21 protein-coding genes and 1 riboswitch are annotated in these 24342 nt (G+C 43.2%); of the genes, 11 read left to right on the forward strand and 10 right to left on the reverse strand.

Going from position 1 to position 24342, the window contains the following annotated elements; genetic code table 11:
• Nucleotides 1–41: 41 nt before the first annotated feature.
• Nucleotides 42–151, forward strand: a riboswitch (SAM riboswitch).
• 222 nt (nucleotides 152–373) lie between these two features.
• From AC59GT_RS08210 to AC59GT_RS08220, 3 genes are all read left to right on the forward strand, one after another.
• Nucleotides 374–1687 carry an O-acetylhomoserine aminocarboxypropyltransferase/cysteine synthase family protein gene (locus tag AC59GT_RS08210; protein WP_497237183.1) on the forward strand — a complete coding sequence of 438 codons (1314 nt, stop codon included), beginning with the start codon at nucleotides 374–376 and terminating at the stop codon, nucleotides 1685–1687.
• 82 nt (nucleotides 1688–1769) lie between these two features.
• A complete protein-coding gene (locus AC59GT_RS08215) occupies nucleotides 1770–2825 on the forward strand; it encodes a homoserine O-acetyltransferase family protein (protein WP_497237184.1) in 1056 nt (351 codons plus the stop codon).
• Entirely contained in the window at nucleotides 2825–4036 is a 1212-nt protein-coding gene (locus AC59GT_RS08220) for a homoserine dehydrogenase (RefSeq protein ID WP_497237185.1), read from the forward strand. Before AC59GT_RS08215 ends, AC59GT_RS08220 begins: the two co-directional genes overlap by 1 nt.
• Before the next feature lie 97 nt (nucleotides 4037–4133).
• Here the strand turns inward: AC59GT_RS08220 and AC59GT_RS08225 are convergent, their stop codons facing one another.
• Genes AC59GT_RS08225 through AC59GT_RS08235 form a run of 3 tightly spaced genes read right to left on the reverse strand, consistent with a single transcriptional unit; the run spans nucleotide 4134 to nucleotide 9583 of the window.
• On the reverse strand, nucleotides 4134–5576 hold the full coding sequence (locus AC59GT_RS08225) for a dihydrolipoamide acetyltransferase family protein (RefSeq protein ID WP_497237186.1): 1443 nt from the start codon (nucleotides 5574–5576) through the stop codon (nucleotides 4134–4136).
• Between the two features lie 45 nt (nucleotides 5577–5621).
• Nucleotides 5622–6869 (reverse strand): competence/damage-inducible protein A, encoded by a 1248-nt coding sequence (locus AC59GT_RS08230; protein WP_497237187.1) that lies wholly within the window; start codon nucleotides 6867–6869, stop codon nucleotides 5622–5624.
• Nucleotides 6869–9583: a putative LPS assembly protein LptD gene (locus AC59GT_RS08235; RefSeq protein ID WP_497237188.1), complete on the reverse strand. Its 2715-nt coding sequence runs from the start codon at nucleotides 9581–9583 to the stop codon at nucleotides 6869–6871. Before AC59GT_RS08235 ends, AC59GT_RS08230 begins: the two co-directional genes overlap by 1 nt.
• Before the next feature lie 61 nt (nucleotides 9584–9644).
• On the opposite strand from AC59GT_RS08235, the gene AC59GT_RS08240 reads away from it, so the two are divergent.
• The gene (locus AC59GT_RS08240) at nucleotides 9645–10571 is read left to right on the forward strand and encodes an N-acetylmuramoyl-L-alanine amidase family protein (protein WP_117381610.1); all 927 of its coding nucleotides are present in this window, start codon (nucleotides 9645–9647) and stop codon (nucleotides 10569–10571) included.
• 23 nt (nucleotides 10572–10594) lie between these two features.
• A complete protein-coding gene (locus AC59GT_RS08245) occupies nucleotides 10595–11539 on the forward strand; it encodes an MlaD family protein (protein WP_497237189.1) in 945 nt (314 codons plus the stop codon).
• A gap of 91 nt (nucleotides 11540–11630) precedes the next feature.
• Here the strand turns inward: AC59GT_RS08245 and AC59GT_RS08250 are convergent, their stop codons facing one another.
• From AC59GT_RS08250 to AC59GT_RS08265, 4 genes are all read right to left on the reverse strand, one after another.
• On the reverse strand, nucleotides 11631–12548 hold the full coding sequence (locus tag AC59GT_RS08250; protein ID WP_497237190.1) for a ribonuclease Z: 918 nt from the start codon (nucleotides 12546–12548) through the stop codon (nucleotides 11631–11633).
• Nucleotides 12549–12566: 18 nt separating this feature from the next.
• Nucleotides 12567–12944 (reverse strand): STAS domain-containing protein, encoded by a 378-nt coding sequence (locus AC59GT_RS08255; RefSeq protein ID WP_117381607.1) that lies wholly within the window; start codon nucleotides 12942–12944, stop codon nucleotides 12567–12569.
• A gap of 51 nt (nucleotides 12945–12995) precedes the next feature.
• On the reverse strand, nucleotides 12996–13940 hold the full coding sequence (locus AC59GT_RS08260; RefSeq protein ID WP_497237191.1) for a phosphoribosylaminoimidazolesuccinocarboxamide synthase: 945 nt from the start codon (nucleotides 13938–13940) through the stop codon (nucleotides 12996–12998).
• Between the two features lie 76 nt (nucleotides 13941–14016).
• A complete protein-coding gene (locus tag AC59GT_RS08265; RefSeq protein ID WP_497237192.1) occupies nucleotides 14017–14982 on the reverse strand; it encodes a PhoH family protein in 966 nt (321 codons plus the stop codon).
• Nucleotides 14983–15083: 101 nt separating this feature from the next.
• Between AC59GT_RS08265 and AC59GT_RS08270 the strand changes: the two genes are divergently transcribed.
• The 5 genes from AC59GT_RS08270 to AC59GT_RS08290 all read left to right on the forward strand — a co-directional run bounded on the left by AC59GT_RS08270 (nucleotide 15084) and on the right by AC59GT_RS08290 (nucleotide 21574).
• The gene (locus AC59GT_RS08270; protein WP_497237193.1) at nucleotides 15084–15860 is read left to right on the forward strand and encodes an SAM hydrolase/SAM-dependent halogenase family protein; all 777 of its coding nucleotides are present in this window, start codon (nucleotides 15084–15086) and stop codon (nucleotides 15858–15860) included.
• A 114-nt stretch (nucleotides 15861–15974) separates the two neighbouring features.
• Nucleotides 15975–17813 carry an ABC transporter ATP-binding protein gene (locus AC59GT_RS08275; protein WP_497237194.1) on the forward strand — a complete coding sequence of 613 codons (1839 nt, stop codon included), beginning with the start codon at nucleotides 15975–15977 and terminating at the stop codon, nucleotides 17811–17813.
• Between the two features lie 407 nt (nucleotides 17814–18220).
• The gene (locus AC59GT_RS08280; RefSeq protein WP_497237195.1) at nucleotides 18221–19192 is read left to right on the forward strand and encodes a hypothetical protein; all 972 of its coding nucleotides are present in this window, start codon (nucleotides 18221–18223) and stop codon (nucleotides 19190–19192) included.
• Nucleotides 19193–19916: 724 nt separating this feature from the next.
• A complete protein-coding gene (locus AC59GT_RS08285) occupies nucleotides 19917–20489 on the forward strand; it encodes a Crp/Fnr family transcriptional regulator (protein ID WP_497237196.1) in 573 nt (190 codons plus the stop codon).
• 65 nt (nucleotides 20490–20554) lie between these two features.
• A complete protein-coding gene (locus AC59GT_RS08290; protein WP_497237197.1) occupies nucleotides 20555–21574 on the forward strand; it encodes an alpha/beta hydrolase family protein in 1020 nt (339 codons plus the stop codon).
• 21 nt (nucleotides 21575–21595) lie between these two features.
• On the opposite strand, the gene AC59GT_RS08295 is transcribed toward AC59GT_RS08290, so the two are convergent.
• Nucleotides 21596–21886, reverse strand: a complete 291-nt coding sequence (locus AC59GT_RS08295; RefSeq protein WP_497237198.1) for a hypothetical protein — start codon at nucleotides 21884–21886, stop codon at nucleotides 21596–21598.
• A 91-nt stretch (nucleotides 21887–21977) separates the two neighbouring features.
• Here AC59GT_RS08295 and AC59GT_RS08300 point away from each other — a divergent pair, with 91 nt between their 5' ends.
• A complete protein-coding gene (locus tag AC59GT_RS08300) occupies nucleotides 21978–23114 on the forward strand; it encodes a tetratricopeptide repeat protein (RefSeq protein ID WP_497237199.1) in 1137 nt (378 codons plus the stop codon).
• Nucleotides 23115–23116: 2 nt separating this feature from the next.
• Here the strand turns inward: AC59GT_RS08300 and AC59GT_RS08305 are convergent, their stop codons facing one another.
• Nucleotides 23117–23701, reverse strand: coding sequence for a riboflavin synthase (locus AC59GT_RS08305; protein ID WP_497237200.1), 585 nt, complete (start codon nucleotides 23699–23701; stop codon nucleotides 23117–23119).
• Between the two features lie 89 nt (nucleotides 23702–23790).
• Nucleotides 23791–24288 carry an SRPBCC family protein gene (locus AC59GT_RS08310; RefSeq protein WP_497237201.1) on the reverse strand — a complete coding sequence of 166 codons (498 nt, stop codon included), beginning with the start codon at nucleotides 24286–24288 and terminating at the stop codon, nucleotides 23791–23793.
• Between the last annotated feature and the right edge of the window lie 54 nt (nucleotides 24289–24342).

Consider the following 24342-nt stretch of genomic DNA (forward strand, 5'->3'; position numbering starts at 1 on the left):
TTGGTAGCGATACCTTGATCAATTCCCCTCAAAAGGATTTTGGTTTATAAAGAAGCGGCGAGAGATCAGGCTCAAAGAACCGCTGGCAACCCTCCGGAATGGAGAAGGTGCCAATTCCTGTCCCGGAAAATAACCCCGGGGGATATAAATTTTTAATCATGAAAAGTACGATCCACTTCCAGCACAATAATAAGCAATCACAAACGGTTAACCGTTCTGCATACAACCATATAAATGGCTGTATTTATATGTGTTGCTGCTGCTAGCCGGTAAACACACGTCCCTTTTATTTCTGAAGAAACGTGAAAAGCAGGATACCTTATCCTGCGCCTCAATCGTAATATTTCAACAAAATCCTTAAAATCTACAGAACATGTCAAGCTTAAAATTCGAAACTTTACAACTACATGCCGGACAGGAAGTTGATGCCACTACAGGTGCTCGCGCTGTCCCTCTTTACCAGACCACATCGTACGTTTTTAACAGTGCCGAGCATGGTGCAAACCTCTTTGCCTTAAAGGAATTTGGGAATATATATAGCCGTTTGATGAACCCCACCACTGATGTGTTTGAAAAACGCATTGCAGCTTTAGAAGGTGGTGTTGCTGCACTGGCAACAGCCTCGGGCCAGGCGGCGCAGTTTATTGCTTTGAATAACATATTACAGGCTGGTGATAACTTTGTTACCTCTCCTTTTCTTTATGGTGGCACTTATAATCAATTTAAAGTTGCTTTTAAGCGCCTTGGAATAGAGGTTAGGTTTGCCGAAAGCGACACTGCTGAGGCTTTAAAAAAGCACATAGATGATAAAACAAAAGCAATTTACGTAGAAACCATCGGCAACCCAGGATTTAACATTCCCGACTTTGAAGAGGTTGGCAAGTTGGCAAATAAACACGAGCTACCACTTATAGTCGATAATACATTCGGCGCGGGGGGGTACCTGTTTCGCCCGTTGCAGCACGGGGCGCACGTGGTTGTAGAATCGACCACTAAATGGGTGAATGGCCATGGTACCAGCATTGGCGGAGCTATAATCGACGGCGGCAATTACAACTGGGGTAATGGTAAATTCCCGCAGTTTACCGAACCTGCAGAAGGTTATCATGGTTTGGTGTTTGCTGATGTATTTGGTGTTAATGGTCCTTTTGGGAACATACAATTTATTATCAGAGCTCGCGTAGAGGGATTGAGAGATTTCGGTCCGTCACAATCCCCTTTTAACGCCTGGCTTAATATACAAGGGCTGGAGACGCTTTCTTTACGTGTGCAGCGTCACGTAGACAATGCACTGGAACTAGCTAAGTGGCTGGAGCAACATCCGCTGGTTGCTAAAGTCAACTACCCAGGTCTGGAGTCATCACTTCAACACACATTGGCAAAGAAATATCTTAAAAATGGTTTTGGCGCCGTACTGTCATTTGAAATCAAAGGTAATAAAGAGCTTGCTTCCAAAGTAATCGACAACCTTAAGCTTGTAAGCCACTTAGCCAACGTAGGCGATGCTAAAACATTAATTATCCAGCCATCGGCTACAACTCACCAGCAACTAAGCGAAGCCGAGCAAGCCGCAGCTGGTGTAACACCGGCAGGGCTTAGGGTAGCTGTGGGAATAGAACATATTGATGATATAAAGGCAGATTTTGAACAGGCATTTGCTAAAATAGAGCAACCTGAACTCGCATAACGATTTTAGTTTTTTTAGTTTTTAAGTGATGTTATCAGGGAGCAACCAAATAAGTTGCTCCCGCGGTAACGATAAAAAAGAAATGAGTTTACAAACTTTTAAATACACAGGCACATTTGAATTTGAAAATGGCCGCAAGTTAAAGGGTCTGCAAATAGGCTATCATACCTACGGTACTTTAAACAAAAAAGCTGATAATGTAATATGGGTATGCCACGCTTTAACTGCAAACTCTGACGTATTTGACTGGTGGAACGGCCTCTTCGGAGAAAATGACCACTTTAATCCAGATGAGCACTTTATAGTGTGTGCAAACATTATCGGTTCACCCTATGGCTCCGATAATCCGCTTACTATAAACCCGATAACAGGTCAGCCTTATTACCTTGCTTTTCCTGAATTTACCACTCGAGATCTGGCGAGAGCGCACCAACTCCTTGCAGATTGCCTGGAAATATCAGCTATAGAGATACTGATCGGCGGTTCGCTTGGAGGGCAGCAAGCTATGGAGTGGAGCATAATTGAGCCTGAACGTATTAAGAATTTGATACTTATTGCCACTAATGCGCGCCATTCACCCTGGGGTATTGCTTTTAACGAATCTCAACGCCTGGCAATCACTGCTGATCGTACTTTCTACGCCGGAGCGCCGGATGGTGGTGCTAAGGGCTTGAAAGCCGCTCGCAGTATAGCACTCCTATCCTACCGTGGTTATAAAACCTACGACATTACCCAGCAGGAAGAGGATAGCACGCTTTTAAGTGACTTTAAAGCATCATCTTATCAAAACTACCAGGGACAAAAACTTGTGAATCGCTTTAATGCATATAGCTACTGGTACCTTACCAAAGCTATGGATTCGCACAATGTTGGTCGTGGCAGAGGTAGTGTCGAGAAAGCGCTGAGCCTGATAAAAGCCCGTACTCTGGTCATAGGCATCAAAACGGACATGTTGTTTCCTATAGAAGAGCAGCAATATCTATTCAGACATATTCCAAAGTCAGCTTTCGCTGAACTGGATTCTTTTTATGGCCACGATGGATTTTTAATTGAAACAGAACTACTAACAAAAATAATCACGTCTTTTTTTAAGACGGACGTTAAAGGAAAAATAATAGAATTGCAAAAGATAGCTTAATGAGTAAGAAATTAAATATTGGCCTCTTCGGTTTCGGAGTTGTAGGCCAGGGACTATATGATATTATCCGTACCAAAAACCTCAACCTCGAAATTGTTAAGATCGCTATAAAAGATCCTAATAAACAGCGTACACTTCCGGAGGAGCTATTCACAACCGACCGTGACGAGATACTTAATAACCCCGAGATAAATACAATTGTAGAGTTGATAAACGATACCGAAGCAGCATTTGAAATTGTTTCGCGTGCACTTAGCTCTGGTAAGAACGTGGTTTCTGCAAGTAAGAAAATGATTGCTACTTACCTGAACGAGCTTATTGAACTTCAACATAAGCATGGTACGTCCCTGCTTTATGAAGGTGCAGTTTGCGGTAGTATACCGATTATTCGCAACCTTGAAGAATACTACGACAACGAACTGTTGCACTCTATTAGTGGCATTTTCAATGGATCATCTAATTACATCCTTTCTAAGGGTTTTTTGGAAAACCTGGATTATGATTCGGCATTAAAGCAGGCACAAGACCTTGGCTTTGCAGAGACGGACCCAACGATGGACGTTGGTGGCTTTGATGCTAAATTCAAGCTCATTATTGCAGCTTCGCATGCTTATGGTGTGATTGTAGACCCTAAAGATGTGCTTAACATAGGGATACAAAACCTTTCTGCTAACGATATCCAATACGCCCGCGAAAAAAACCTGAAGATTAAACTCGTACCAGTTGCTAAGGAGCTTGATGCACGGCATGTAGCAATGTTTGTATTGCCAAAATTTGTTACCGAAAGCGAGTTCCTTTATAACGTGGAATACGAATATAATGGTGTTACTGTACAGGCTGCATTTGCCGATCAGCAATTCTTTTTCGGCAAAGGCGCAGGGGGGCATCCAACCGGCTCGGCTGTATTGTCAGACATTGCAGCATTGCGTTACGATTATGCCTACGAATACAAAAAAGCAAAAGCCGTACGCGACTTAAACTTTACCAACAACGTAGAACTAAACATCTACTTACGTTATGAAGATGAAGAGTTGGTTAATGCGCTCGAATTTATTCATATAAAAGAGCGCTTTTATTCAGGTGATTATAAGTTTGTCACAGGAAAAATCAATTTGCAAAAACTGATCGACAATCAACAGCGTATATCAGACAACAAGGCATTCGTAGCCTTTGCCGATCAGCTAACAGGGGTCAGCTTAGCCTCGGCATAAATGCGAAAACGGAGTTTTTAGTAGATACTCCGGACGATTGAAAACAAAAGGCCCAAATTGGGCCTTTTGTTTTTAGAAAGAAATCACATTTAATTAACTATATCGTTCGGTTGATGTCCCATTTCTCCAGGTAATCCCCAACTTTTCTGACAAACCTCCCACCTAACATTCCGTCTACAACGCGGTGGTCGTAAGACAAGGACAAGAACATCATATGTCTTATTCCAATTGCATCACCTTGTGGTGTTTCAATAACGGCAGGTTTCTTTTTAATAGCACCAACGGCTAGGATAGCTACCTGCGGTTGATTAATAATAGGCGTACCCATCACATTCCCGAAAGTACCAACATTGGTTATGGTGAATGTGCCGTCCTTCACATCATCAGGTAAAAGCTTGCCAATGCGTGCACGGTTTGCAAGGTCATTTACCGATTTTGCCAGACCAAGCAAACTCAGTTCATCAGCCCTTTTTATAACTGGTACAATCAAATTCCCATTTGGCAAAGCTGTAGCCATGCTGATGTTGATATTCTTTTTCTTGACGATCTGTGTTCCGCTTACAGAAATATTGATCATCGGCATGTCAATGATAGCTTTAACTACCGCTTCTATAAAAATTGGTGTTAGGGTGAGTTTTTGTCCTTCACGTTTTTCAAACGGCCCCTTTACCTTATCGCGCCACTCTACTAACTCCGTAACGTCAACTTCCACAAAGGAGGTTACATGTGGCGAAGTATGCTTGCTGTAAACCATATGGTCAGCTATCAATTTACGCATACGGTCCATCTCTATTATTTCATCGCCACCTGAAACGGATACAGCAGGTTTAGACGCCGGTATTGCAGCTTCCGGCGCTGCTTGCTGTTTGACAGCTGCTTTAGCTTGCTCAGGTTCTTGTATTTGCGCTGGAGTGTCTTGTTCGACAGGCTTTGGTAGTGCAGCTGGTTTGGGTGAACTACCAGCCGTTCTATGTTCTAAATATTTAAGCAGATCATCTTTGGTCAGGCGGCCTTCAGCGCCAGTGCCTGGTATACTGTCAAGTTCGGCAGTATTAATTCCTTCCTGTACTGCTATGCTTTTTACTAGCGGAGAATAAAATCGATTTTCAAACTTGCCGCCTGATGCTTTCGGTACTTCTGCTTCAGCAGCATTGCTCTTATTCGTCTCAAGCTGACTTAATCCGGGTATCTTTGATACTACCGGATTGTCCTCTGCTTTTGTCTCCTGAGGTGTAGATGACAAAGGATCAACTGCAACAGGTAGTTGTTGTGCCGAACCCGGTTCTATCTCATTGCCAGGATCGGTTTCTATAACGGCAATGGCTGTACCTACCTGTACTACATCATCTTCCTTGTAAAGCTGTTCAATAAGTTTGCCCGCTACAGGAGATGGCACTTCAGAATCGACCTTGTCGGTCGCAATTTCCATCACTGCTTCATCAATCTCGATGTAATCCCCAAGACTTTTGGTCCATTTGATTACCGTTGCTTCCGCAACGCTTTCCCCCATTTTCGGCAGTAATAATTGGTATTTGGCCATACGCAGACTTTACTTCAAGTGGTCAAAATTATAGAATTTATAACATTATTCTTCAATTTCGTGCAGTAAAGTATTCAACATCGAAAATGCAGCTGTAGCACTTCTTTCAATGTTTTGAATACGCTTATTGCCGAATGTGAATTTCTTTGCTGATGTTTTTGTACCATTAGCAACGGCTATCCACACGGTACCCACTGGCTTATCGTCAGTGCCACCATCAGGACCGGCAATGCCTGTTACAGCAACAGAGTAATCGGACTTAAAGTTCCGTACAGCACCTTCAGCCATTTCAGTAACGGTTTGTTCGCTTACCGCGCCGTAGCTCAGTAAGGTCTCACTCTTGACTCCTAAGATATGTTCTTTCAAGGTGTTTGAATAAGACACAACTCCGCCTAAAAACACCGCTGATGATCCTGCATGTTGTGTTATCAAGTGAGATATATAACCTCCGGTACAGCTCTCCGCTGTTGATAACGTCAGTCCCTTACCAGCCATCAGGTTCAATATTGCTTTTTCCAAAGCAACATCCTCATCTGCAACCACAGCATACTTCACACGTTCAATGATCTTTGCGGCATATTCTTCAACTTGCGCACGTAGTAATGCTTCGTTGCTGCCGTCGGCACTCAAACGTAACCTCACCTGCCCTAACTTTGGCAGGTATGCAAGTTTAATGTTGGAGGGCAAAGCATCTTCTATATCAGCAATTTTCTCGGCCAGGAACGATTCTCCTTCGCCAGCAGTTAAAATGGTCTTGTGGATAATAAAAGGTAGTTTAAAGGTGTCCTTGAGCTTAGGTATAACCTCTTCTTCTACCATGTACTTCATTTCGAAGGGAACGCCCGGCATCGATACGTAAATTTTCTCGTTGTGATTAAACCACATTCCCGGAGCTGTACCATTCTTGTTTAAAATAACTTCGCAGTTGGCCGGCACTTCTGCCTGTTTCCGGTTCACGTCGAGCAAAGGGCGATTGTACTTGGCAAAGATTTGTTGTACGTTTTGTAACGCGGCTTCGTTTTGCACCATAACTACATTAAAATATTCGGCAAGAGTCTTCTTGGTAATATCGTCTTTAGTTGGCCCTAGTCCACCTGTTATCAGGATAATTTCCGCACGGCCGGCAGCTTCTTCCAGCGCTTTTAAAATATGTAAGCGGTCGTCCGAAACAGATGATATCTGCTTTACTCTAATACCAGCCTGATTGAGTTTTTCGGCCATCCATGCAGAATTGGTATCCACAATCTGGCCTATTAATATTTCGTCTCCTATGGTTATAATCTCTGCCAGCATTAGTTAAAAGATTGATTGTTGGTATAGTCGTTACGTTTACTCAGTTTCAAATCCTGCAAGATAGATGCTTTAACTTTCAACGTTACGTTGTACGACTTGTAAAAGCCAAAAGGCAGCCACTGTATCGATAGATCCCAGCAATGCAAGTCGCGATAAATGGCAAAAGAAGTTGCGCTACTTAATTTACCTGCCCTGATATCATAACTTGTATTGTACTGCACTTTCCATTTCTGTGTAAGGCTTACATCGCCGCTTAGCATAACCGTATTGCTAGACGAACTGTTGATGATATTGTTTTGAAAGTTAAATGAATAGTTGATGGATAAATTCCACGGAACGTTAAAGTCGATGTATGCACCTGGATCGCTGTTGATCATTGCCAACCGCTGTTCCTGATCTGGTGTCATGTTTGCGATGGTGTTATCCGTGCGCTGCTTTGGTCGAAACGTTGATGGATTTAAGCTTGCGCTCATGGAAAGATTAAAGTTTTGCAGTAGCGGGAATTTACCGTCGCTAAAACGAAGCTTGTTTATACGGCGAACATAGTTTTGCTTAACACCATTAGATATAGAATCTCTCACGAGAGTTTGGTATGGATCAAACAGACCGCTAAAATTGATATTGACTTTCTGGCTAAATATAGATGTGTGGCCAGACATGTTAATTGTCGAGAGCTTTAATGAGTCTGCTGCAAAATTGTAAAACGTAGAAAATGTTAAACCTTGCAGTATTGGTATTTTCCGGTCAACGCCAGATGTGTCGGTACTTTTCGCCTTTACTTTTGCCTCTATTGTATTATCAAGTGAAAAACCAATACCAGCTTGCTTTCCTATTGATGGTCCGCCATAAACCGACTGCTCAAAAATCGAGTAACGCTGGGCAGTGTATGGGTATGGTACCGATGCAGTGCTCACAGCAGTACGGTAGTAGCCGTAGCTTGGATCGCCATAGTCGGGACGATAATTAAAACTAATTTGTGGTGTGGTAGTAGTACGTATGGCTTTTATATTGCCTTTTTTAAACTGAATGGTGCTGTAAACCTTAGTAGACACACCAGCATTTAAGTTGTATTCGCCAGCACGGGCAAAGCCACCAACCGTATCAGTTATGGGTATCAACTGACCGTTAATACTTCCGCGGTCATAACTTTTCCTGATAGTTTGAAAGTACCAGCGTTCGGTATAACTACCGCCGGTATTAAACTGGAAGTATTTTAAAATGTTAAGGTTTAATGAGATAGGCACCTGGTGCTGGAAACCGTTTTGTAAACGGCGGGTGAGCGTCTCTTTAGTGAATAGCTCAGATTCTGGAACGGCGTTCAACTTATTAGTACCAACAAGGCTGTAACCCACATTTATCTTCTGATACCATTTTTGTTCCCCGACGCGATCTTTAGGATCAAAGGGGCTAATAGTAGCCATGTTAAAGCTAAAAGTGGGTAATTCTAATGTAACTTGTTTTTTTGTTAAGTCCTGAGAATGGCCTAAGCTGACGTTTAAGTTAAATGGCGTACCAGCCCAGGTTTTGCCATAAGTGATACTTGACCGAAGGTTATTCTGAGTTAGTGCTTCGAGGTTATAATTATTTTGACCGGGATTGTTCTGGTAATAGCTTGATGTTCCGGCGTTTACTGATGCACTGAAGGTTGTACCCGGATGTGCATTAGGATCCTGTGAGTGAGACCAATTGATGTTGAAATCTTTACGTGGAGGATCGCCTACTAAACCATAGTTGTGCGAACCGTAACTCAAAGTAAGGTTACCGCCGTATTTATAACGTTTAAGGTATCTTGAGTTAAGGCTTAGCTCGTAAGATCCTTTGGAAAAAATAGATCCCATTAACGTCGCATCAACGTTGTCATTTATAGCTTTATAGTAACCCAGGTTGCGTAGGTAAAAGCCTAAGCGCTGGTCTTCTCCGAAAGTTGGCAAGATCAAGCCGGAGGAGCGTGAATTTGGTTTCGGAAAAAAGCCAAAAGGCACCGCCAGCGGCAATGGTACACCCTCTATCTCCAGGTAAGCAGGGCCAGATATTATACGGTTCTTTTGGCCTATACCTTTTGTGATTACAATACCAAAGTGGGTATCAGGGAACGGCAGCTCACAGGTGCTAAAAATAACGTTTCGGTAAGCAACTTCATCTTCGCTTATGCGCTTAGCCTGCCCACCTGAAATATAGTTACCATCCTGTGTAGTGGCCGGGTTCCATATCTTACCTTTCTTACTGTCATAATTAAACAATAATGAGTCAGATGCTACCGGCTTTTCTTCTTTTTGCTTAGATAGCGGACGACCAATGTAGCGTTTTGTTTTAGGATCAATAGCTCCCCTGGCGAAAATTAAATGTCTTTTTTCATCTATGCGGATGTACTCGGCGTCGAGTTCAAAATCTTCATAGGTTACGTGGGCTTTACCATACAGGTAAGACAACTGATTTACACGATCGGTATGTGTCGAATCTTCCGCCGTAGCTTTAATTATCGACTTTAGTCCCCCCTTTGCTGTTGTATCGCTGCCTCCGGCCGACTTACGTGAAGAAGATTTAGCTGTGCTTTTCTGAATTGGTTTTTTCTTCAGGAGCTTACGGTCCCGTATAGTATCAAGCTTAATAATTGTATCTTTAGGAGCAATTTTGATAGAAATACTGTTTGCAGCAGCTATCGTGTTTGCTGTTAACAGGCTCGCAAGCAGAAAAAAGAGGCTTAGAAATTTCAAAATTAATATTGAATATTATTTTTGCAGATACAGTTAATACGGGTAACAGCGTTCAAAACTAATGAAAAATAAACTATTGAGCAGATTGAAAAAGTTGAACTTTGGTTGTGCAGCATTGGTAATAGCCTTCTCATTCTTTTCTTTAAGGTCGTTTTCGGCGGACAGGGATACGGTTTTAAATAGTCATAAGATAAAAACCATTATTATAGATGCTGGTCACGGCACCAGGTCAAATGGGTCTAGGTCAGGTGCTAATGGGTCATTCTCTTACGAAAGTAATGTAACGTTGTCTATAGCACTTAAATTACAGCAGCAGATAGAAAAATCGTTGCCTGACGTTAAAGTGGTCATGACCAGATCTACCGATGAGGATGTACCCTTCCGTACAAGGGCTAATATTGCTAACACAAATAAGGGTGATCTTTTCATCTCCATACACTGTAACTCACTACCAGATAGGCGGCATACAGAAGTTGTAGGTTATAAAAAAGGCAAACGGGGCAAAAAAACGCCTATTTATAAAACAGTTTCATCAGCAGATCGTTCAGGTAAGGGAGTTCTTTTACTTGTTTATAGTACCAAACGCACCGGACCGCAAGTGGAAGCCTTGCGCGAAAACGCCGATTTGTATGATGATAAGGATTACAAAGATCAGTACAACGGGTACGATCCTAATGATCCTGAATCATTTATCATATTGGAGGCGTTTAAAAACCGGTTCAGAAAACAAAGTATTCACTTCGCTAATTTAATTAATAGCGAGTTTGTTGATACCGACGGCCGCCGTAGCGAAGGTGTACGCGAACAGGTACTATTTGTGCTTGACCATACAGCGATGCCGTCTGTACTTGTAGAGACCGGTTATATTAACAACCCGGATGACGAAGAATACCTGAACTCGGAAAATGGACAGCAAGAGATTGTAAATTCCATTGTTAGGGCAATAACAAACTATAAAAAAGAAGCAGAACAACCACGGACTGAATAACTATAAAACAAAATCTACCTGCCTTGAAAATATCTAATGAAACTAAAGTCGGCGCGTTAACTGCTGTCGCCATTACAGTGCTTATATTATGTTATAGTTTCCTAAAGGGAAATGAACTGTTCTCCAGCTCTAATAAATTCTATGCCGTCTATCGCAGTGTAGAAGGGTTAACTGTATCAAAACCTGTATTGGTTAACGGTTTTCAAATTGGTTCGGTATCAAAAATGCAATTGCATGATGACGGCCGCACGACTGTTGAATTCAAGATCAACAACGATTACAAAATACCTAACAATACACTCGCAAGGCTGGAAAGTACTGATTTGCTTGGCGGAAAGGCGATTGTATTTGAACTGGGTAACAGCCGCGAATATGCTGAAGATAAAGACACGTTGCGCGCTGATATCCAGGGTAGCCTGGCAGAAAGCCTGCAGCCTATCCAGCGTAAAGCAGAAGTGTTGATGAACAAGGTAGACTCCGCAATGGGCGCCATTAACAAGATCTTGAATCCTAATTTCCAAAAGAATGTGGACCGGAGCTTTGCAAGTATTGCCAACTCATTGCAGACACTTGAGGGTACTACCAAAAAGCTTGATGGTATAGTGGGTGCTCAAAGCAATCACATTAATCAGATAATGAGTAATGCCGAAGCTACATCAGGTAATCTTAGAACAAGTACGGCAAAATTGGACGGTATTGCCACTAACTTTCAAAAATTCAGCGGCGATTTATCTAACTCAAATATCCAGCAAACGCTGGAAAACGCGAATAAAGCGGTAGCTGACTTACAAGCTACAATGGCTAAGATCAACAGTACACAAGGCTCTCTCGGCTTGTTAATGAACGATACCAAGATGTACGATAACCTTAACAATGCATCTAAGAGCTTAGACAACCTGCTAATCGACTTTAAAACACATCCATCACGTTACGTACACTTTTCAGTGTTCGGAAAAAAAGGTGACTAGATTATTGAAATTCATTAAGCAACAAAGGGCAATGATTTGATCATTGCCCTTTGTTATTTTAAATCTTTTCTAAAAAAAGGCATTTTAGTACCTATTCGCTTATTACAAATGTCTTGCCTTCTATTGCAAGCTCGGTATTAAGGAATATACTTTTTGCTTCTTCCAATAACTCATTCAATGCTTTATAACGAGCAGAAAAATGGCCTATAACAAGCTTTTCTGCACCTGTCTTTAAAGCTGCTTCACCTGCTTGTAACGCGGTAGTATGGTGCGTTTGATTGGCCCTGTCAAGCATATCGTGCATAAAGGTAGCCTCGTGGTACAACAAAGATGTTGATTGAATCTGATCAAAGTATTTGCCTGTGTACAAGGTATCTGAGCAATAAGCATAACTTTTAGGCTCTTCAGGATCAGTAGTTAAATAGCTGTTTTTGTACACGGTACCATTGGGCGCTTCGTAGTCACTTCCTTTTTTTAATGCCGAAAAATACGGAGTTGGGATGTCCAGCTCTTCTACCCTTTCTTTAATAATTTTCCGCAATCTTTTCTTTTGCTTAAACAGAAAGCCCGTTGTAGGTATTCTATGGTCGAGCGGGATGGTTTCTACTACAATGTCCTGGTTGTCCAGAATTACTGCCGCCTTATCTGCTGATGTAAAAAAATACTCAATAGGATAATGCAGCGTTGTTTCTGAGTATTTTAGTTGTACCTCTATAATCTCCTTTAAAGGTTCGGGGCAAAAAAGCTTTAACGGCTTTTTACGGCCGTTAAGATGCATAGAAGAAAGCAGGCCAACCAACCCCAGGTAATGATCGCCATGAAGATGGCTTATGAAGATGTGGTCTATACGGGCCGCTTTAACGTCAAAACGCAACATTTGCTGTTGCGTTCCTTCGGCACAATCTATAAGGTACAGCTTCTCATTTATATTAAGAACCTGTGCCGTAGGATTGCGATTGAATATGGGTGTTGCAGAACTGCTGCCCAGTATAGTGACTTCGAATTTCATACCGGGAAAACAAACTAATTATCTTGCCTCTTTTTTCAGTTCTTTCTCTATCTCTTCCATGAAAATCAGGTCGATAGCTTCTTCGCAAGAAGGTACAATTGAAAGCACATTATCTAGCTGTGAAATGGTTACTAAGCGGGCTACAGCCTCGTTTAAACCAGAAAGAATAAAAGATCCGCTAGCATTTTTGCAAAGGCGATGACCTACCAGTAAGCTGCTTAAACCTGAAGAGTCAGCAAACTTTACCTGTGATAAGTCAAGTATTATATTACGCTGACCTTCTGTGTTGATCAAGATCAACTCCGATTTTAGCTGCGGGGTAACGAGAGAGTTAAGTTTAGATTCGTTAAGCTTGATAAGTATATACTTCTCGTGCTTATCAACAGTATATTTCATTTTCGTTGAATTAAAGAGCTAAGATATAATTAATTTATCTTTTAATAAAAATTAGAGTTCCAGCAGCGCGCTGTTTATGTTGCGTTCTACACGTTGCAACACGTCTTCATCCCCCGGCTTAACAAAGGCTTCACCGGTAATTTGCTGGTAAAGCTCGATATACCTTTCTGATATAGATAGTACAATCTCGCGGGTCATCTCCGGGACAGTTTGCCCGTCTTTCCCCTGGAACCCATTGTCAATAAGCCACTTTCTTACAAACTCTTTAGATAGTTGTTTCTGAGGCTCGTTATTTTGCTGGCGCTGCTCATAACCATCGCTATAAAAGTAGCGGGACGAATCAGGCGTGTGTATTTCGTCGATCAAATATATCTGGTCGCCTACTTTGCCAAACTCATATTTGGTATCCACCAGTATAAGTCCCTGCCCTGCGGCTATCTCTGTACCACGAGCAAATAGTTTACGGGTAAAGTCTTCCAGTTGTAGATAATCAGCCTCTGTAACAATGCCTTTAGCTAATATGTCCTCACGGGAAATATCCTCATCATGACCAACCGACGCTTTTGTGGTTGGTGTTATAATCGGTTCAGGCAATTTGTCGTTCTCCTTTAAGCCTTCTGGCAGGGTAACACCACAAAGCATACGTTTGCCGGCAGCGTATTCACGCGCTGCGTGGCCGGCCAGATAACCGCGAATGACCATCTCTACTTTAAACGGTTCGCATATGCGGCCAATGGCAACGCTTGGGTCAGGCGTACTTATCACCCAGTTGGGTAAAATATCTTCGGTAGCTTTCAGGAATTTAGCTGCAATTTGATTGAGTACTTGTCCCTTGTACGGTATCGGCTCCGGTAAAACAACGTCGAAGGCAGAAATTCGATCTGTAACTACCATCGCCAGGTACTTATCCTTGATAGTATAAACGTCTCTTACCTTACCTTTATAGAAGGCAGTTTGCCCTTCAAATGCAAATTTTGTCTCTTTTATAGCGTTCATGTTAGTTGATGAGAGGTTAGTTAAATAGAGGTTAGTTACCGTTTAAGAACTGATTTAACCTCTAAACTCTAATCATTTATTGTATGTCACCGTAAGCTTCCAGTATGCGTCGTACCAATTTATGGCGCACTACGTCCTCTCCGCTCAGGTACACAATGTCTATACCTTTAATATCTGTAAGTATACGCAAGGCAGTGTATAAGCCAGACTGCTGCTTTTTAGGGAGGTCTATCTGTGTAACATCTCCGGTAACAATGAATTTCGCCGAAGGTCCCATACGTGTAAGAAACATCTTTAGCTGCATATCGGTAGCGTTCTGCGCCTCATCCAATATCACAAAACAGTTGTCCAGGGTACGGCCACGCATAAATGCGAGCGGAGCAATTTCAATTGTGCGGTTCTCCAGGTAAAGCTTTAGCTTTTCTGCAGGAATCATATCGTCCAGAGCATCGTACAATGGCCGCAGGTATGGATCGATTTTCTCTTTAAGGTCGCCGGGTAGAAAGCCGAGGTTCTCCCCTGCTTCAACAGCCGGTCGGGTAAGAATAATACGCTTGATTTCCTTATTCTTAAGCGCCCTTACCGCTAAAGCTACAGCTGTATAGGTTTTACCTGTACCTGCAGGTCCGATAGCAAAAAGTATATCGCTCTTGTTGATGCTATCCACCATTCGGCGCTGGTTGGTGGTACGCGCGCGCACCATAATGCCATTAGGGCCAAATACCAGTACTTCTCCGCTGGCAAACTTATCTGCAGGCGCACCCTCACTGGTAGCAGATGCAGGTACTGGTTTTGCACCAAGTATACGCTCTACGTCTATTGAAGTGAGATTTTGGAATTTTTCTACGTGTTGTACCAGGTGATTAAATTTATCCTGGAAAATGGCAAGTTCATTTTCATCACCTAAAACTTTTACATCGCTGCCGCGCGCAACTATTTTAAGCTTAGGGTATTGCTTTTTAATGATCTCGAAATGGTCGTTATTTGGTCCCCACAGTACAGCGGGATCTATGTGTTCAAGTGAAATTTTTAGCTCGTTCAATACTATTGATTTTTCAGTTGGCCGATTTTTATGAATTAAAAATTGAATATTTGCACCTTTAAATGCTATCACAAGATTAGCAATAAATATTTACAAAATTAATGGCAATTATAACTTTAACTACCGACTTGGGCGATAAAGACATTTATCAGGCAGCCCTTAAAGGTAGCATCTTAAAGTTGCTCCCAAGTGTAAATATTGTCGATATCACCAATAATGTGGCTGCCTTTAATGTGCAGCAGGCGGCCTTCATTCTGAAAAACAGTTTTTATTACTTTCCGGAAGAAACTGTGCACCTGATTGGTATCGATACGGTATATAACACCTATACCCGCTACCTTGCGATACGTTACAAAAACCACTACTTTGTTGGGGCAGATAACGGCATTTTTTCGCTGATGTTCGACTCACAGCCGGAGGAGATATTTGAGATAAATATTATGCAGGATCTTAAATTTCTGCATTTCCCTCTTGCCGATATATTCGTTAAAGCTGCGTGCCACCTTGCTAACGGCGGCACTCTTGCCGAGATAGGCCTGCCAGTTACGGAAGTGGAAAACAAAATGAACCTTCAGCCAACTGTCGACCGTAACCAAATAAAAGGAATAGTTATTTATATCGACTCTTTCCAAAATGTGATTACAAATATCACTAAAGATTTTTTCAATCGTGTCCAACAAGGGCGGCGGTTCGTGCTGTATTTTAAACGGAATGAAACTATCAGTCAGCTCAGCTGGCACTATAATGAGGTTCCCGAAGGCGAAAAACTTTGCCTTTTCGGCATAAGCGATCACCTGGAAATAGCCATAAATAAAGGAAACGCCAGCGGTTTGCTGGGATTAAATTTGGGTGATAGTGTGATTATTGACTTTCAATAGCTTACTGCATCTCCACCACGCTACCATCAATCCCCACGTTTTCGTCAAATTCATACAAGTTATCTGCAATACTCCGTTTAAAGCGTATTTTTACACTTTTGGATAAACTAAAGAATGGCAAGAGGACGATTGAATAGCGGCGCAAAAGCTGAAGCAGAACTACCCAAGGCAAAGATCGATAAACAAACCCTTCGCAAAATAGGTAAGCTGGTAAGTTACATAAAACCGTACCGGGGTAAATTCATAGGCGGCTTACTATTTCTAATCATCTCTAGCCTGGTTGGGCTAGCGTTCCCGGGCTTTTTTGGCGCGCTGATTGACGCGTCTCAAGGTACACAACGCTTCGCTTTTATTCCAGCTAACCTGTCAACCATAGGTAAAATAGCTGTTGTTGTACTGTTTTTACAAGGATTTGTTTCTTTTTTCAGGATAACCTGGTTTGTGCAGGTTGCAGAGAATGCCCTTGCTGCATTAAGGCGTGATACCTACTTTAAGTTGGTAACATTGCCAATGAACTTTTTTGCTAACCGCAGGGTCGGCGAACTGAACAGCCGCATATCGGCAGATCTTTCGCAGATACAAGACACACTTACCACAACCCTGGCGGAGATTATAAGACAGGTAATCATCATGATAGGTGGTATTGTCCTGCTAATGGTAATTTCTATTAAGCTTACTATAGCGTTGTTAGTGGTGCTTCCTATCCTCATTGTAGTTGCAATAGTGTTCGGAAAATTCATCAGGAAACTATCTCGGCAGGCTCAGGATCAGCTGGCAGAGTCCAACACTATTGTAGAAGAGACATTACAAGGCATTGCCAACGTGAAGGCATTTGTAAACGAAGCTTTTGAGGCCGGAAGATATCAAAAGAACTTACAGAATGTAGTTACACTGGCAGTTAAGGGTGCAAAGTATCGTGGCTTGTTTGGAGCATTTATAGTATTTTGCCTCTTCGGTACTGTTTTCTGCGAAATATGGTATGGCTCTTACCTGGTGTCTATACATGACAGGGGGTTAACCTTTGGACAGCTTACTAACTTTATAATTTATGCGGCATTTATCAGCGCGGCAATGGGTAGCTTGCCAGACCTGTATGCCAACCTGCAGAAAGCCGTGGGCGCCAGCGAACGTGTGCTGGAGATATTGGAAGAAACCGGCGAACCTGTTTCTATGAATGCTAGTGAAAATGCCATTATACAAAAGATCAGCGGCAACCTATCATTTGAGGTTGTAGAGTTCTTCTACCCTTCCCGCCCGGAAGTTACCGTATTACACGGCGTAAGTTTTGCCGCTGAGGCAGGGCAGAAAGTGGCCATTGTTGGGCCAAGCGGCTCGGGTAAATCTACCATGGCGGCACTTGTTCTTCAGTTCTATCATCCGCAGGGCGGCACCATTTTATTCGATGGGAAGCCTGCAGCTGATTACGCGCTTACAGATATCCGAAACCAGGTTGCTATTGTACCGCAGGACGTGCTGCTTTTTGGCGGCACTATACTGGAGAACATTGCCTACGGCAAACTTAGTGCAAGCAAAGAGGACATTATACAGGCTGCCAAACGTGCAAATGCCGACCAGTTCATCACCTCTTTTCCCGAGGGATATGATACTGTTGTTGGCGAACGGGGTGTCAAGCTCTCCGGCGGTCAACGCCAGCGCATTGCAATCGCACGCGCATTGTTGAAAAATCCTGCTATTTTAATCCTGGATGAAGCTACCTCTTCGCTGGACTCAGAGTCGGAGCGCCTGGTGCAGGAAGCATTGGAAGAGCTGATGAAAGGCCGTACCTCTATCATCATCGCCCACCGGTTATCTACTATACGTGAAGCAGATAAGATTATCGTGCTGGAAAAAGGCGTCATTATAGAAAGCGGGACACATCAGGAGTTGGTTGCTAACGAACAAGGCTTATACAGGTACCTTAGCCAGCTGCAATACGACGCTGTGCAGAGTTAAGTGTCCCGCTTTAAAAGCGGGACACCCGGGACACCTGAAGTATACAATTAGCTTATAGTGAGCCAGTTGACAAAGTAGAGCGGGACACTGCGGGACAGTACAAAAACTTTAACAAGTTGCATATAACTAATTATATGTTAGGTACTTATGTCATTTATCGCTTTGGGCCAAAGTAACTGCGGGACACTTGTGTACTGCCTTGACTGGGACACCTAGCCGAACCCGAATTTGCAGGAAATGATCTTAAAATTACCGGTACTGTTAGCAACTATTCAATCAAATCAAATTCTCCATCAATACTAAAATCGTCAATTTCCATACTAAATTCAGGGTGTAAATTATGCAATTGATATGCCTGAATTTCGACGAACCTAAACTATCTTGCGGGCTAATTAAAACACCTACTTTTGAAAAATAGCTTATTTGCACTTCTGTTCGTTTCTGCAGCTTCTGCGGCATCTGCACAAACCATCACTAAAGATAGTACTATCCAAAAAGCAACGCTGGATACCGCCCGTTATGATTCGCTGATGATACGCATGGCTAACGGCGACAAACGCTGGCCGGTAAAAAAATCGCCTTTACCCCTGCCCGGCGCTATATTGCCGTTTAACCGCGTTGTTGCCTACTATGGCAACATGTACTCCAAAAATATGGGTGCACTTGGCCAGTACGAGCCGGTAGAAATGCGTAAGAAGTTGATGGCTGAAGTTAAAAGCTGGCAAGATGCGGATCCGTCTACCCCGGTTAAGCCTGCTTTGCATTATATATGCGTGACCGCCCAAGCCGACGCAGGCCGTAATGGATTGCACAACCTGCGCATGCCCTTTAGCCAGATAGATAAAGTAATAGAGATGGCTAAACCGGTTAATGCATTGGTATTCCTGGACATACAGGTTGGTTTCAGCGATGTACAAACCGAAGTTCCGATATTAGAAAAATACCTTAAAATGCCTAACGTTCATTTTGGTATGGACCCGGAGTTCTCCATGAAAGAAGGCAGCGTGCCCGGTAAACGCATAGGCACCTTCGATGCCAAGGACATTAACTATGTAAGTGAGTACCTCGCCGGCCTCTGTAAGAAGTATAATCTGCCCCCTAAAATGCTGGTAATACACCGCTTTACTAAGCGCATGGTAACCAACTACCAGGACATTAAGCTGCGTGAGAACATACAGTTGGTAATGGACATGGACGGCTGGGGTGGCCCGGATCTTAAAAAAGGCACCTACAAGTATTTCGTACAAGGCGAACCGGTACAGTTCACCGGGTTTAAGCTGTTTTACAAAAACGATATTAAACCTGAACCCCACCGAATGATGACGCCTGAAGAAGTGCTCAAGCTTAAACCCGTGCCGATGTATATACAGTATCAGTAGTGTTACTAATAGCTCGACAGTTCACCATGGCAAGATGGAGGACTTGTCAGTCTGAGCTTGTCAAAGACTTATACGACATGCTAATGGTTCGACAGGCTCACCATGATAAGATGGAGAACTTGACAGTCTGAGCTTTGTCGAAGACTTGTACGACATGCTAAGGGTTTGACCAGGCTCACCACTTGCTAATTCTTCGACAGGCTCACCTGGACAGGTTAAAGCACTTGTCAGTCTGAGCTTGTCGAAGACTTATACTACGCGCTAATGGTTCGACAGGCTCACCATGACAGGTTAATTAGTATGTTAGTCTGAGCCTATCGAAGACCTATACTACACGCTAATGGTTCGACAGGCTCACCATGACAGGTTGATTAGTATGTCAGTCTGAGCTTGTCGAAGACTTTTAAGACTTGCTAATGGTTCGACAGGCTCACCATGACAGGTTAATTAGTACGTCAGTCTGAGCTTATCGAAGACCTATACTATGCGGCAACGGTTCGACAGGCTCACCATGACAAGATGGAGAACTTGTCAGTCTGAGCTTGTCGAAGACTTTTAAGACTTGCTAATGGTTCGACAGGCTCACCATTACAAGTTAATTAGTATGTCAGTTTGAGCTTGTCGAATACTTGTACGACATGCTAAGGGTTTGACCCAGCCCACCATGACAAAGTGAATGTAGTATCGGGAGCATTGCCAACACACGAATTTGCTATCTTGCAGCATGTACGCGCTGCTGAAACAAAACCTTGCTGAACGCCTGCCCCATTTCACCAATGAGCAGGTTACCGCATTTTGCAGCTATTTTAAGGTAAGAACAGTTAAACGTAACGAAACACTTTTACATGCGGGTGATGTGTGCCCGTACCTTTACTTTGTAAACAGCGGTTGCCTGCGGGTGTACATGATGGATGCTTCAGGTAGGGAGTCTACCCGGTTTTTAATTACCGAGGGCAGGTTTGGTACTGCTTTCCCAAGCTTTAATTTGCAGGAACCATCATTAGCTTATATCCAGAGCATTGAGGCGGGCGATGTACTTTTTATAGATCATCGCAGCTTCAATAGCCTTTTTGATGTTTTCCCGGGTTGGGAACGAGTGTACCGCATTGCTATCGAAAAGGATTATATAGCCTCTATCAAACGGATAGAAAGTTTAATTACCATGGATGCTACGCAGCGTTACAATAATCTCCTGGCAACCCAACCTACGCTGATACAGCGGCTGCCGTCAAAGATCATTGCCGATTACCTGGGCATCTCACAAGAGACCTTGAGCCGTTTAAAATCTAAAAAGTAAATTATTGACATTTGTCAAATTTTGTTGTTTCGCTTTTTAGGTCATTTGCATAAACAACAACAGTTATGTACAAAAAGCCTTTCATACTCACGCTCTTGCTCTCGCCTTTATGCTGCCTGGCACAGCAAGAAATTGGTGAGCGTACCATTAAATTTAACGATACGCTGAGGCACCGGCCATTAACAACGGAAGTATGGTACCCTACTACCGACAGCCGAGAACCATTTGAGATACCTAATTACCCCTTTGTACATATAAATACTGTTAGAGAGGCAAAGCTGCCTGCTACCAAGTGCCCGCTCGTGCTGATATCTCACGGCACCGGCGGCAGCCGCATGACCCTGGAGTGGCTGGCAGACGCGCTGGTGGCTAAAGGTTATATTGTGGCCGCGGTAGATCATTGGGGGAATACTTACGACAATAAGATTGCATTAAACTTTGTTACGCCATGGGAACGGCCGCAAGATATCAGCTTTGTGTTGACGCAACTGCTGCAACACCAGGAATTAAGCAAAGTGATAGATGAAAGGCGGATAGGTGCTGCGGGGTTCTCGATAGGTGGTTATACTGTTTTAGCGCTCGCTGGTGCAGAGCTTGACCTTGATGCACTAATCAAGTTTTCCGGCACACCACAGGGCATTAAAGAAATGACCATACCAGAATACCCCAACCTATCTGCATCACTGGATGAAGGCGCTGTAAGAGCCTCGTTCAAAAAAAGCCCAGATCTTAAAGATAATCGTATCAAGGCATTTTTTGCCATGTCGCCGGCAGCGGGACAAGGTATGCCCGATAAAAAGAGTGTGCGGAGAGTTAACTCCCCCTTGTTTATCGTAGGTGCGCAGAGCGATAGCATCTGCCCGGTAACTACAAACGCGGGCTGGTACTATAAACTTATCTCACGATCTAAACTATACATTGTGCCGGGCAAAACAGGACATTACGTATTTCTGAACGAAGCTGTGGGAGATACCAAAAAACAGGGAGGTATTTTATTTAACGATGACGCTACCGTTAACAGGCGTGCGGTGCATGATAAGGTAGCGGCAATAGCGGTAAGTTTCTTTAGCGACAGCTTAAAATAAAAAGCCCCTTTCGGGGCTATATTACAATTTATCTAACGCTTCTTGTTCTTTAAGGGCGTCTATATTGTTTGTGCTGTTGTAATTATCGGCCTGGCTGGTAAAATCTTCCAGTATGGAAGCTATTGTATCCAGGTTATCTGCAACGCGCTGGTGCATGTCCGGCAATTCTTTTTCAAGACGTTTATCGCCCAGGTCAATATTGTCAACTTCAATCTTGCCAAGCTTTTGAATAACAGCTTGCTGACTATTTTTCAAATCTTCCAGCTCGTTAACTATTTTGTGCATCAGCTCGTATTTCTTGATCTTATCCATATAATATGTTTTAGTGTACTTTACCAACTCGCTTAAAAATTTATTGTTTTACTATTTGGATTTATAAATTTCAACTAATAACTTAGTTGATATGAAAAGCATTATCTCAGCCCTTTTATTTACCTGCCTGTCGTTAGCGGTATCTGCCCAAACCAAAGTAGACGACGGCCAGCTGTTAGATTATTACCAAACACAACGCTTTGCCGAAGCCTCAGCTTATTTAAAGTCGGTGTATCCAGAGCCCGTTACCGATAAAAAAGCATTGTCGCAACTGGCATACACGTCAAACATGGCAGGTAACCTGCCGGATGCAGAGCGGTACTACCAGCGCATATATGATGCAGACTCCAGCAACACGGGCGTGCTGCTTAGCCTTGCCGGCATCAACCTGCGCCGGGGGAACAATACCAAAGCAGAAAATTATTACTTACAGCTAATAAAAAGAGACAGCACCAACTTTTTGGTTTACAAGCAGCTTGCCCGCATTAAGCAGGAGAAAGGCGATATATCCGGCAACATAGGATATCTGCAAAAAGCAAACAAGCTGAACCCTACGGAACCGGATGTAGCATCTGACCTGGCAGAGATGTACATTAACCTGAAGATGACCCCGGCAGCAGAAAAGGTGCTTAATGTAGCCACAGCTGCCGACCCGGAAAATATTGTACTGCTGGAAAGCCTGATGAAACTTACTTATGCTCAAAAGAAATGGCAGGAAACAGTAGACGCTTGTTTAAAGCTGATAAAAGCAGGCAGTGAATCGAGCATGATAAAAACCAAGCTGGCGGTATCTTATTACAACCTGAAGAACTACACCTGTGGCGTGGAGACCCTTGCAGAAATACCCGGCATTGGCCAAAACGAATTCACTTATTATTACTCGGCCATGTGCTTCAAAGCGCTTAAGGATAACAAACAGGCTATTGTGTTTCTTAATAAGGCTATAACCGATGGCATATCTCCCAGCATAGCATCTTACTACGGCGAGATAGCAGATAGTAATGAAAAGCTCATCAGGTATAAAAAGGCCATAGCGGCCTACCAAAAAGCACTACAGTTTGACGAGAACCCAATGATTTACTACTCGCTGGCAAACTTGTACGAAACCTATCTTAAAGACAAACACAGCGCGGTAAGGTATTATAAGAAGTATCTGGCAACAAAGCCACCGGTGGTACAAAAAGCTTATATAGCATATGCCACCAGCCAGGTAGAAAAAGGTAAATAATGTTAGCGCTGCATTAAGCGGGCAACGTACTTTCCGATAATATCAAACTCCAGGTTTACAACACTTCCCTGGCGCACATTGTGCAGGTTGGTATGCTCGTAAGTGTACGGGATAATGGCTACCGAGAAAAAGTTAGGTCCGGAGTTAACAACCGTAAGGCTTATACCATTAACACAGATGGAACCCTTCTCCACCGTAACGTTGCCAGTGGCAACGTCGTACTCGAAAGTATATTGCCAGCTGCCCTCCAGTTCGGTAAACTTGGTGCATACCGCGGTTTGGTCTACGTGGCCCTGCACAATGTGCCCATCCAGCCGGGCATTCATTTGCATACAGCGTTCCAGGTTCACAGGCTCGCCGACCTGCAGGTGCCCTAACGAGGTTTTGCTCAGCGTTTCCTCAATAGCGGTAACCGTGTGTGTACCGTCGGCTACGGCAACTACGGTGAGGCACACGCCATTATGCGCTACAGACTGATCTATCTTCAACTCGTTAGCTATAGACGATGCAACAGTGATGTGCAGGTTACCCTGCTCCTGTTTCAAATCGGTTATCCTACCTAGCGTCTCAATTATACCTGTGAACATTATTAAATTCTAGATTGTTGCGGCAAAGATATTGAGGCAATGTGATATCGCGAACTGCTGAATGTCATTTTTGATGATATGAATATGCGCTATTTAAAGCAGCTTGGCAGATCTATGCGCCTGTTGCGGAGGTCCTTCCCTCCTTCCAGCACGGATTTTAGATTTGTTAGATAAAACGTCCATCCAATCTGGCATTGTACCAGCAAATTTTTTGTCGGGTCGGGTTCCTGTGGTATATCTTCCTGTACAAGTTCCACTATGGTAAGGCCGTTGCGAGTACTTAGACTAACGGTAACGGTGGTGTTTTGGGTGAAAGTGAATTTAAGCTGATCTTTCCCGTTCGCTTCCAGCACACTTCCGCGCTCTACCACATCGTTATCGTAACCGTGCCAATGCCATTGATAGGTATCATCTTTTGAAATCTGTTCGTCAGTCTGGCGTTTGCGCATTGCTATAGAAAAGAAATCCGCTTTACGCAGGAACCAGCTCTCCAGTCCGCCCGGCGTTGCCCATGCAAGATAAACACTGCGCAAATCGGCTCGATAATCGCCGCAAAGTTTAAATTGTTTCCAGCGGATGTCTTCCATAGCAATAAGAGTTAATTGGTTTGTAAAGTAAAACTAAGTATAATGTGCGGTGTT

Source organism: Mucilaginibacter sp. 320_HR (genome assembly GCF_059691875.1).

What these genes read in the sequence shown, in the direction of transcription:
- AC59GT_RS08210 (WP_497237183.1), top strand. Translation starts at nt 374, where the DNA reads ATGTCAAGCTTAAAATTCGAAACTTTACAACTACATGCCGGACAGGAA.
- AC59GT_RS08215 (WP_497237184.1), top strand. Translation starts at nt 1,770, where the DNA reads ATGAGTTTACAAACTTTTAAATACACAGGCACATTTGAATTTGAAAAT.
- AC59GT_RS08220 (WP_497237185.1), top strand. Translation starts at nt 2,825, where the DNA reads ATGAGTAAGAAATTAAATATTGGCCTCTTCGGTTTCGGAGTTGTAGGC.
- AC59GT_RS08225 (WP_497237186.1), bottom strand. Translation starts at nt 5,576, where the DNA reads ATGGCCAAATACCAATTATTACTGCCGAAAATGGGGGAAAGCGTTGCG.
- AC59GT_RS08230 (WP_497237187.1), bottom strand. Translation starts at nt 6,869, where the DNA reads ATGCTGGCAGAGATTATAACCATAGGAGACGAAATATTAATAGGCCAG.
- AC59GT_RS08240 (WP_117381610.1), top strand. Translation starts at nt 9,645, where the DNA reads ATGAAAAATAAACTATTGAGCAGATTGAAAAAGTTGAACTTTGGTTGT.
- AC59GT_RS08250 (WP_497237190.1), bottom strand. Translation starts at nt 12,548, where the DNA reads ATGAAATTCGAAGTCACTATACTGGGCAGCAGTTCTGCAACACCCATA.
- AC59GT_RS08255 (WP_117381607.1), bottom strand. Translation starts at nt 12,944, where the DNA reads ATGAAATATACTGTTGATAAGCACGAGAAGTATATACTTATCAAGCTT.
- AC59GT_RS08260 (WP_497237191.1), bottom strand. Translation starts at nt 13,940, where the DNA reads ATGAACGCTATAAAAGAGACAAAATTTGCATTTGAAGGGCAAACTGCC.
- AC59GT_RS08270 (WP_497237193.1), top strand. Translation starts at nt 15,084, where the DNA reads ATGGCAATTATAACTTTAACTACCGACTTGGGCGATAAAGACATTTAT.
- AC59GT_RS08275 (WP_497237194.1), top strand. Translation starts at nt 15,975, where the DNA reads ATGGCAAGAGGACGATTGAATAGCGGCGCAAAAGCTGAAGCAGAACTA.
- AC59GT_RS08285 (WP_497237196.1), top strand. Translation starts at nt 19,917, where the DNA reads ATGTACGCGCTGCTGAAACAAAACCTTGCTGAACGCCTGCCCCATTTC.
- AC59GT_RS08290 (WP_497237197.1), top strand. Translation starts at nt 20,555, where the DNA reads ATGTACAAAAAGCCTTTCATACTCACGCTCTTGCTCTCGCCTTTATGC.
- AC59GT_RS08295 (WP_497237198.1), bottom strand. Translation starts at nt 21,886, where the DNA reads ATGGATAAGATCAAGAAATACGAGCTGATGCACAAAATAGTTAACGAG.
- AC59GT_RS08300 (WP_497237199.1), top strand. Translation starts at nt 21,978, where the DNA reads ATGAAAAGCATTATCTCAGCCCTTTTATTTACCTGCCTGTCGTTAGCG.
- AC59GT_RS08305 (WP_497237200.1), bottom strand. Translation starts at nt 23,701, where the DNA reads ATGTTCACAGGTATAATTGAGACGCTAGGTAGGATAACCGATTTGAAA.
- AC59GT_RS08310 (WP_497237201.1), bottom strand. Translation starts at nt 24,288, where the DNA reads ATGGAAGACATCCGCTGGAAACAATTTAAACTTTGCGGCGATTATCGA.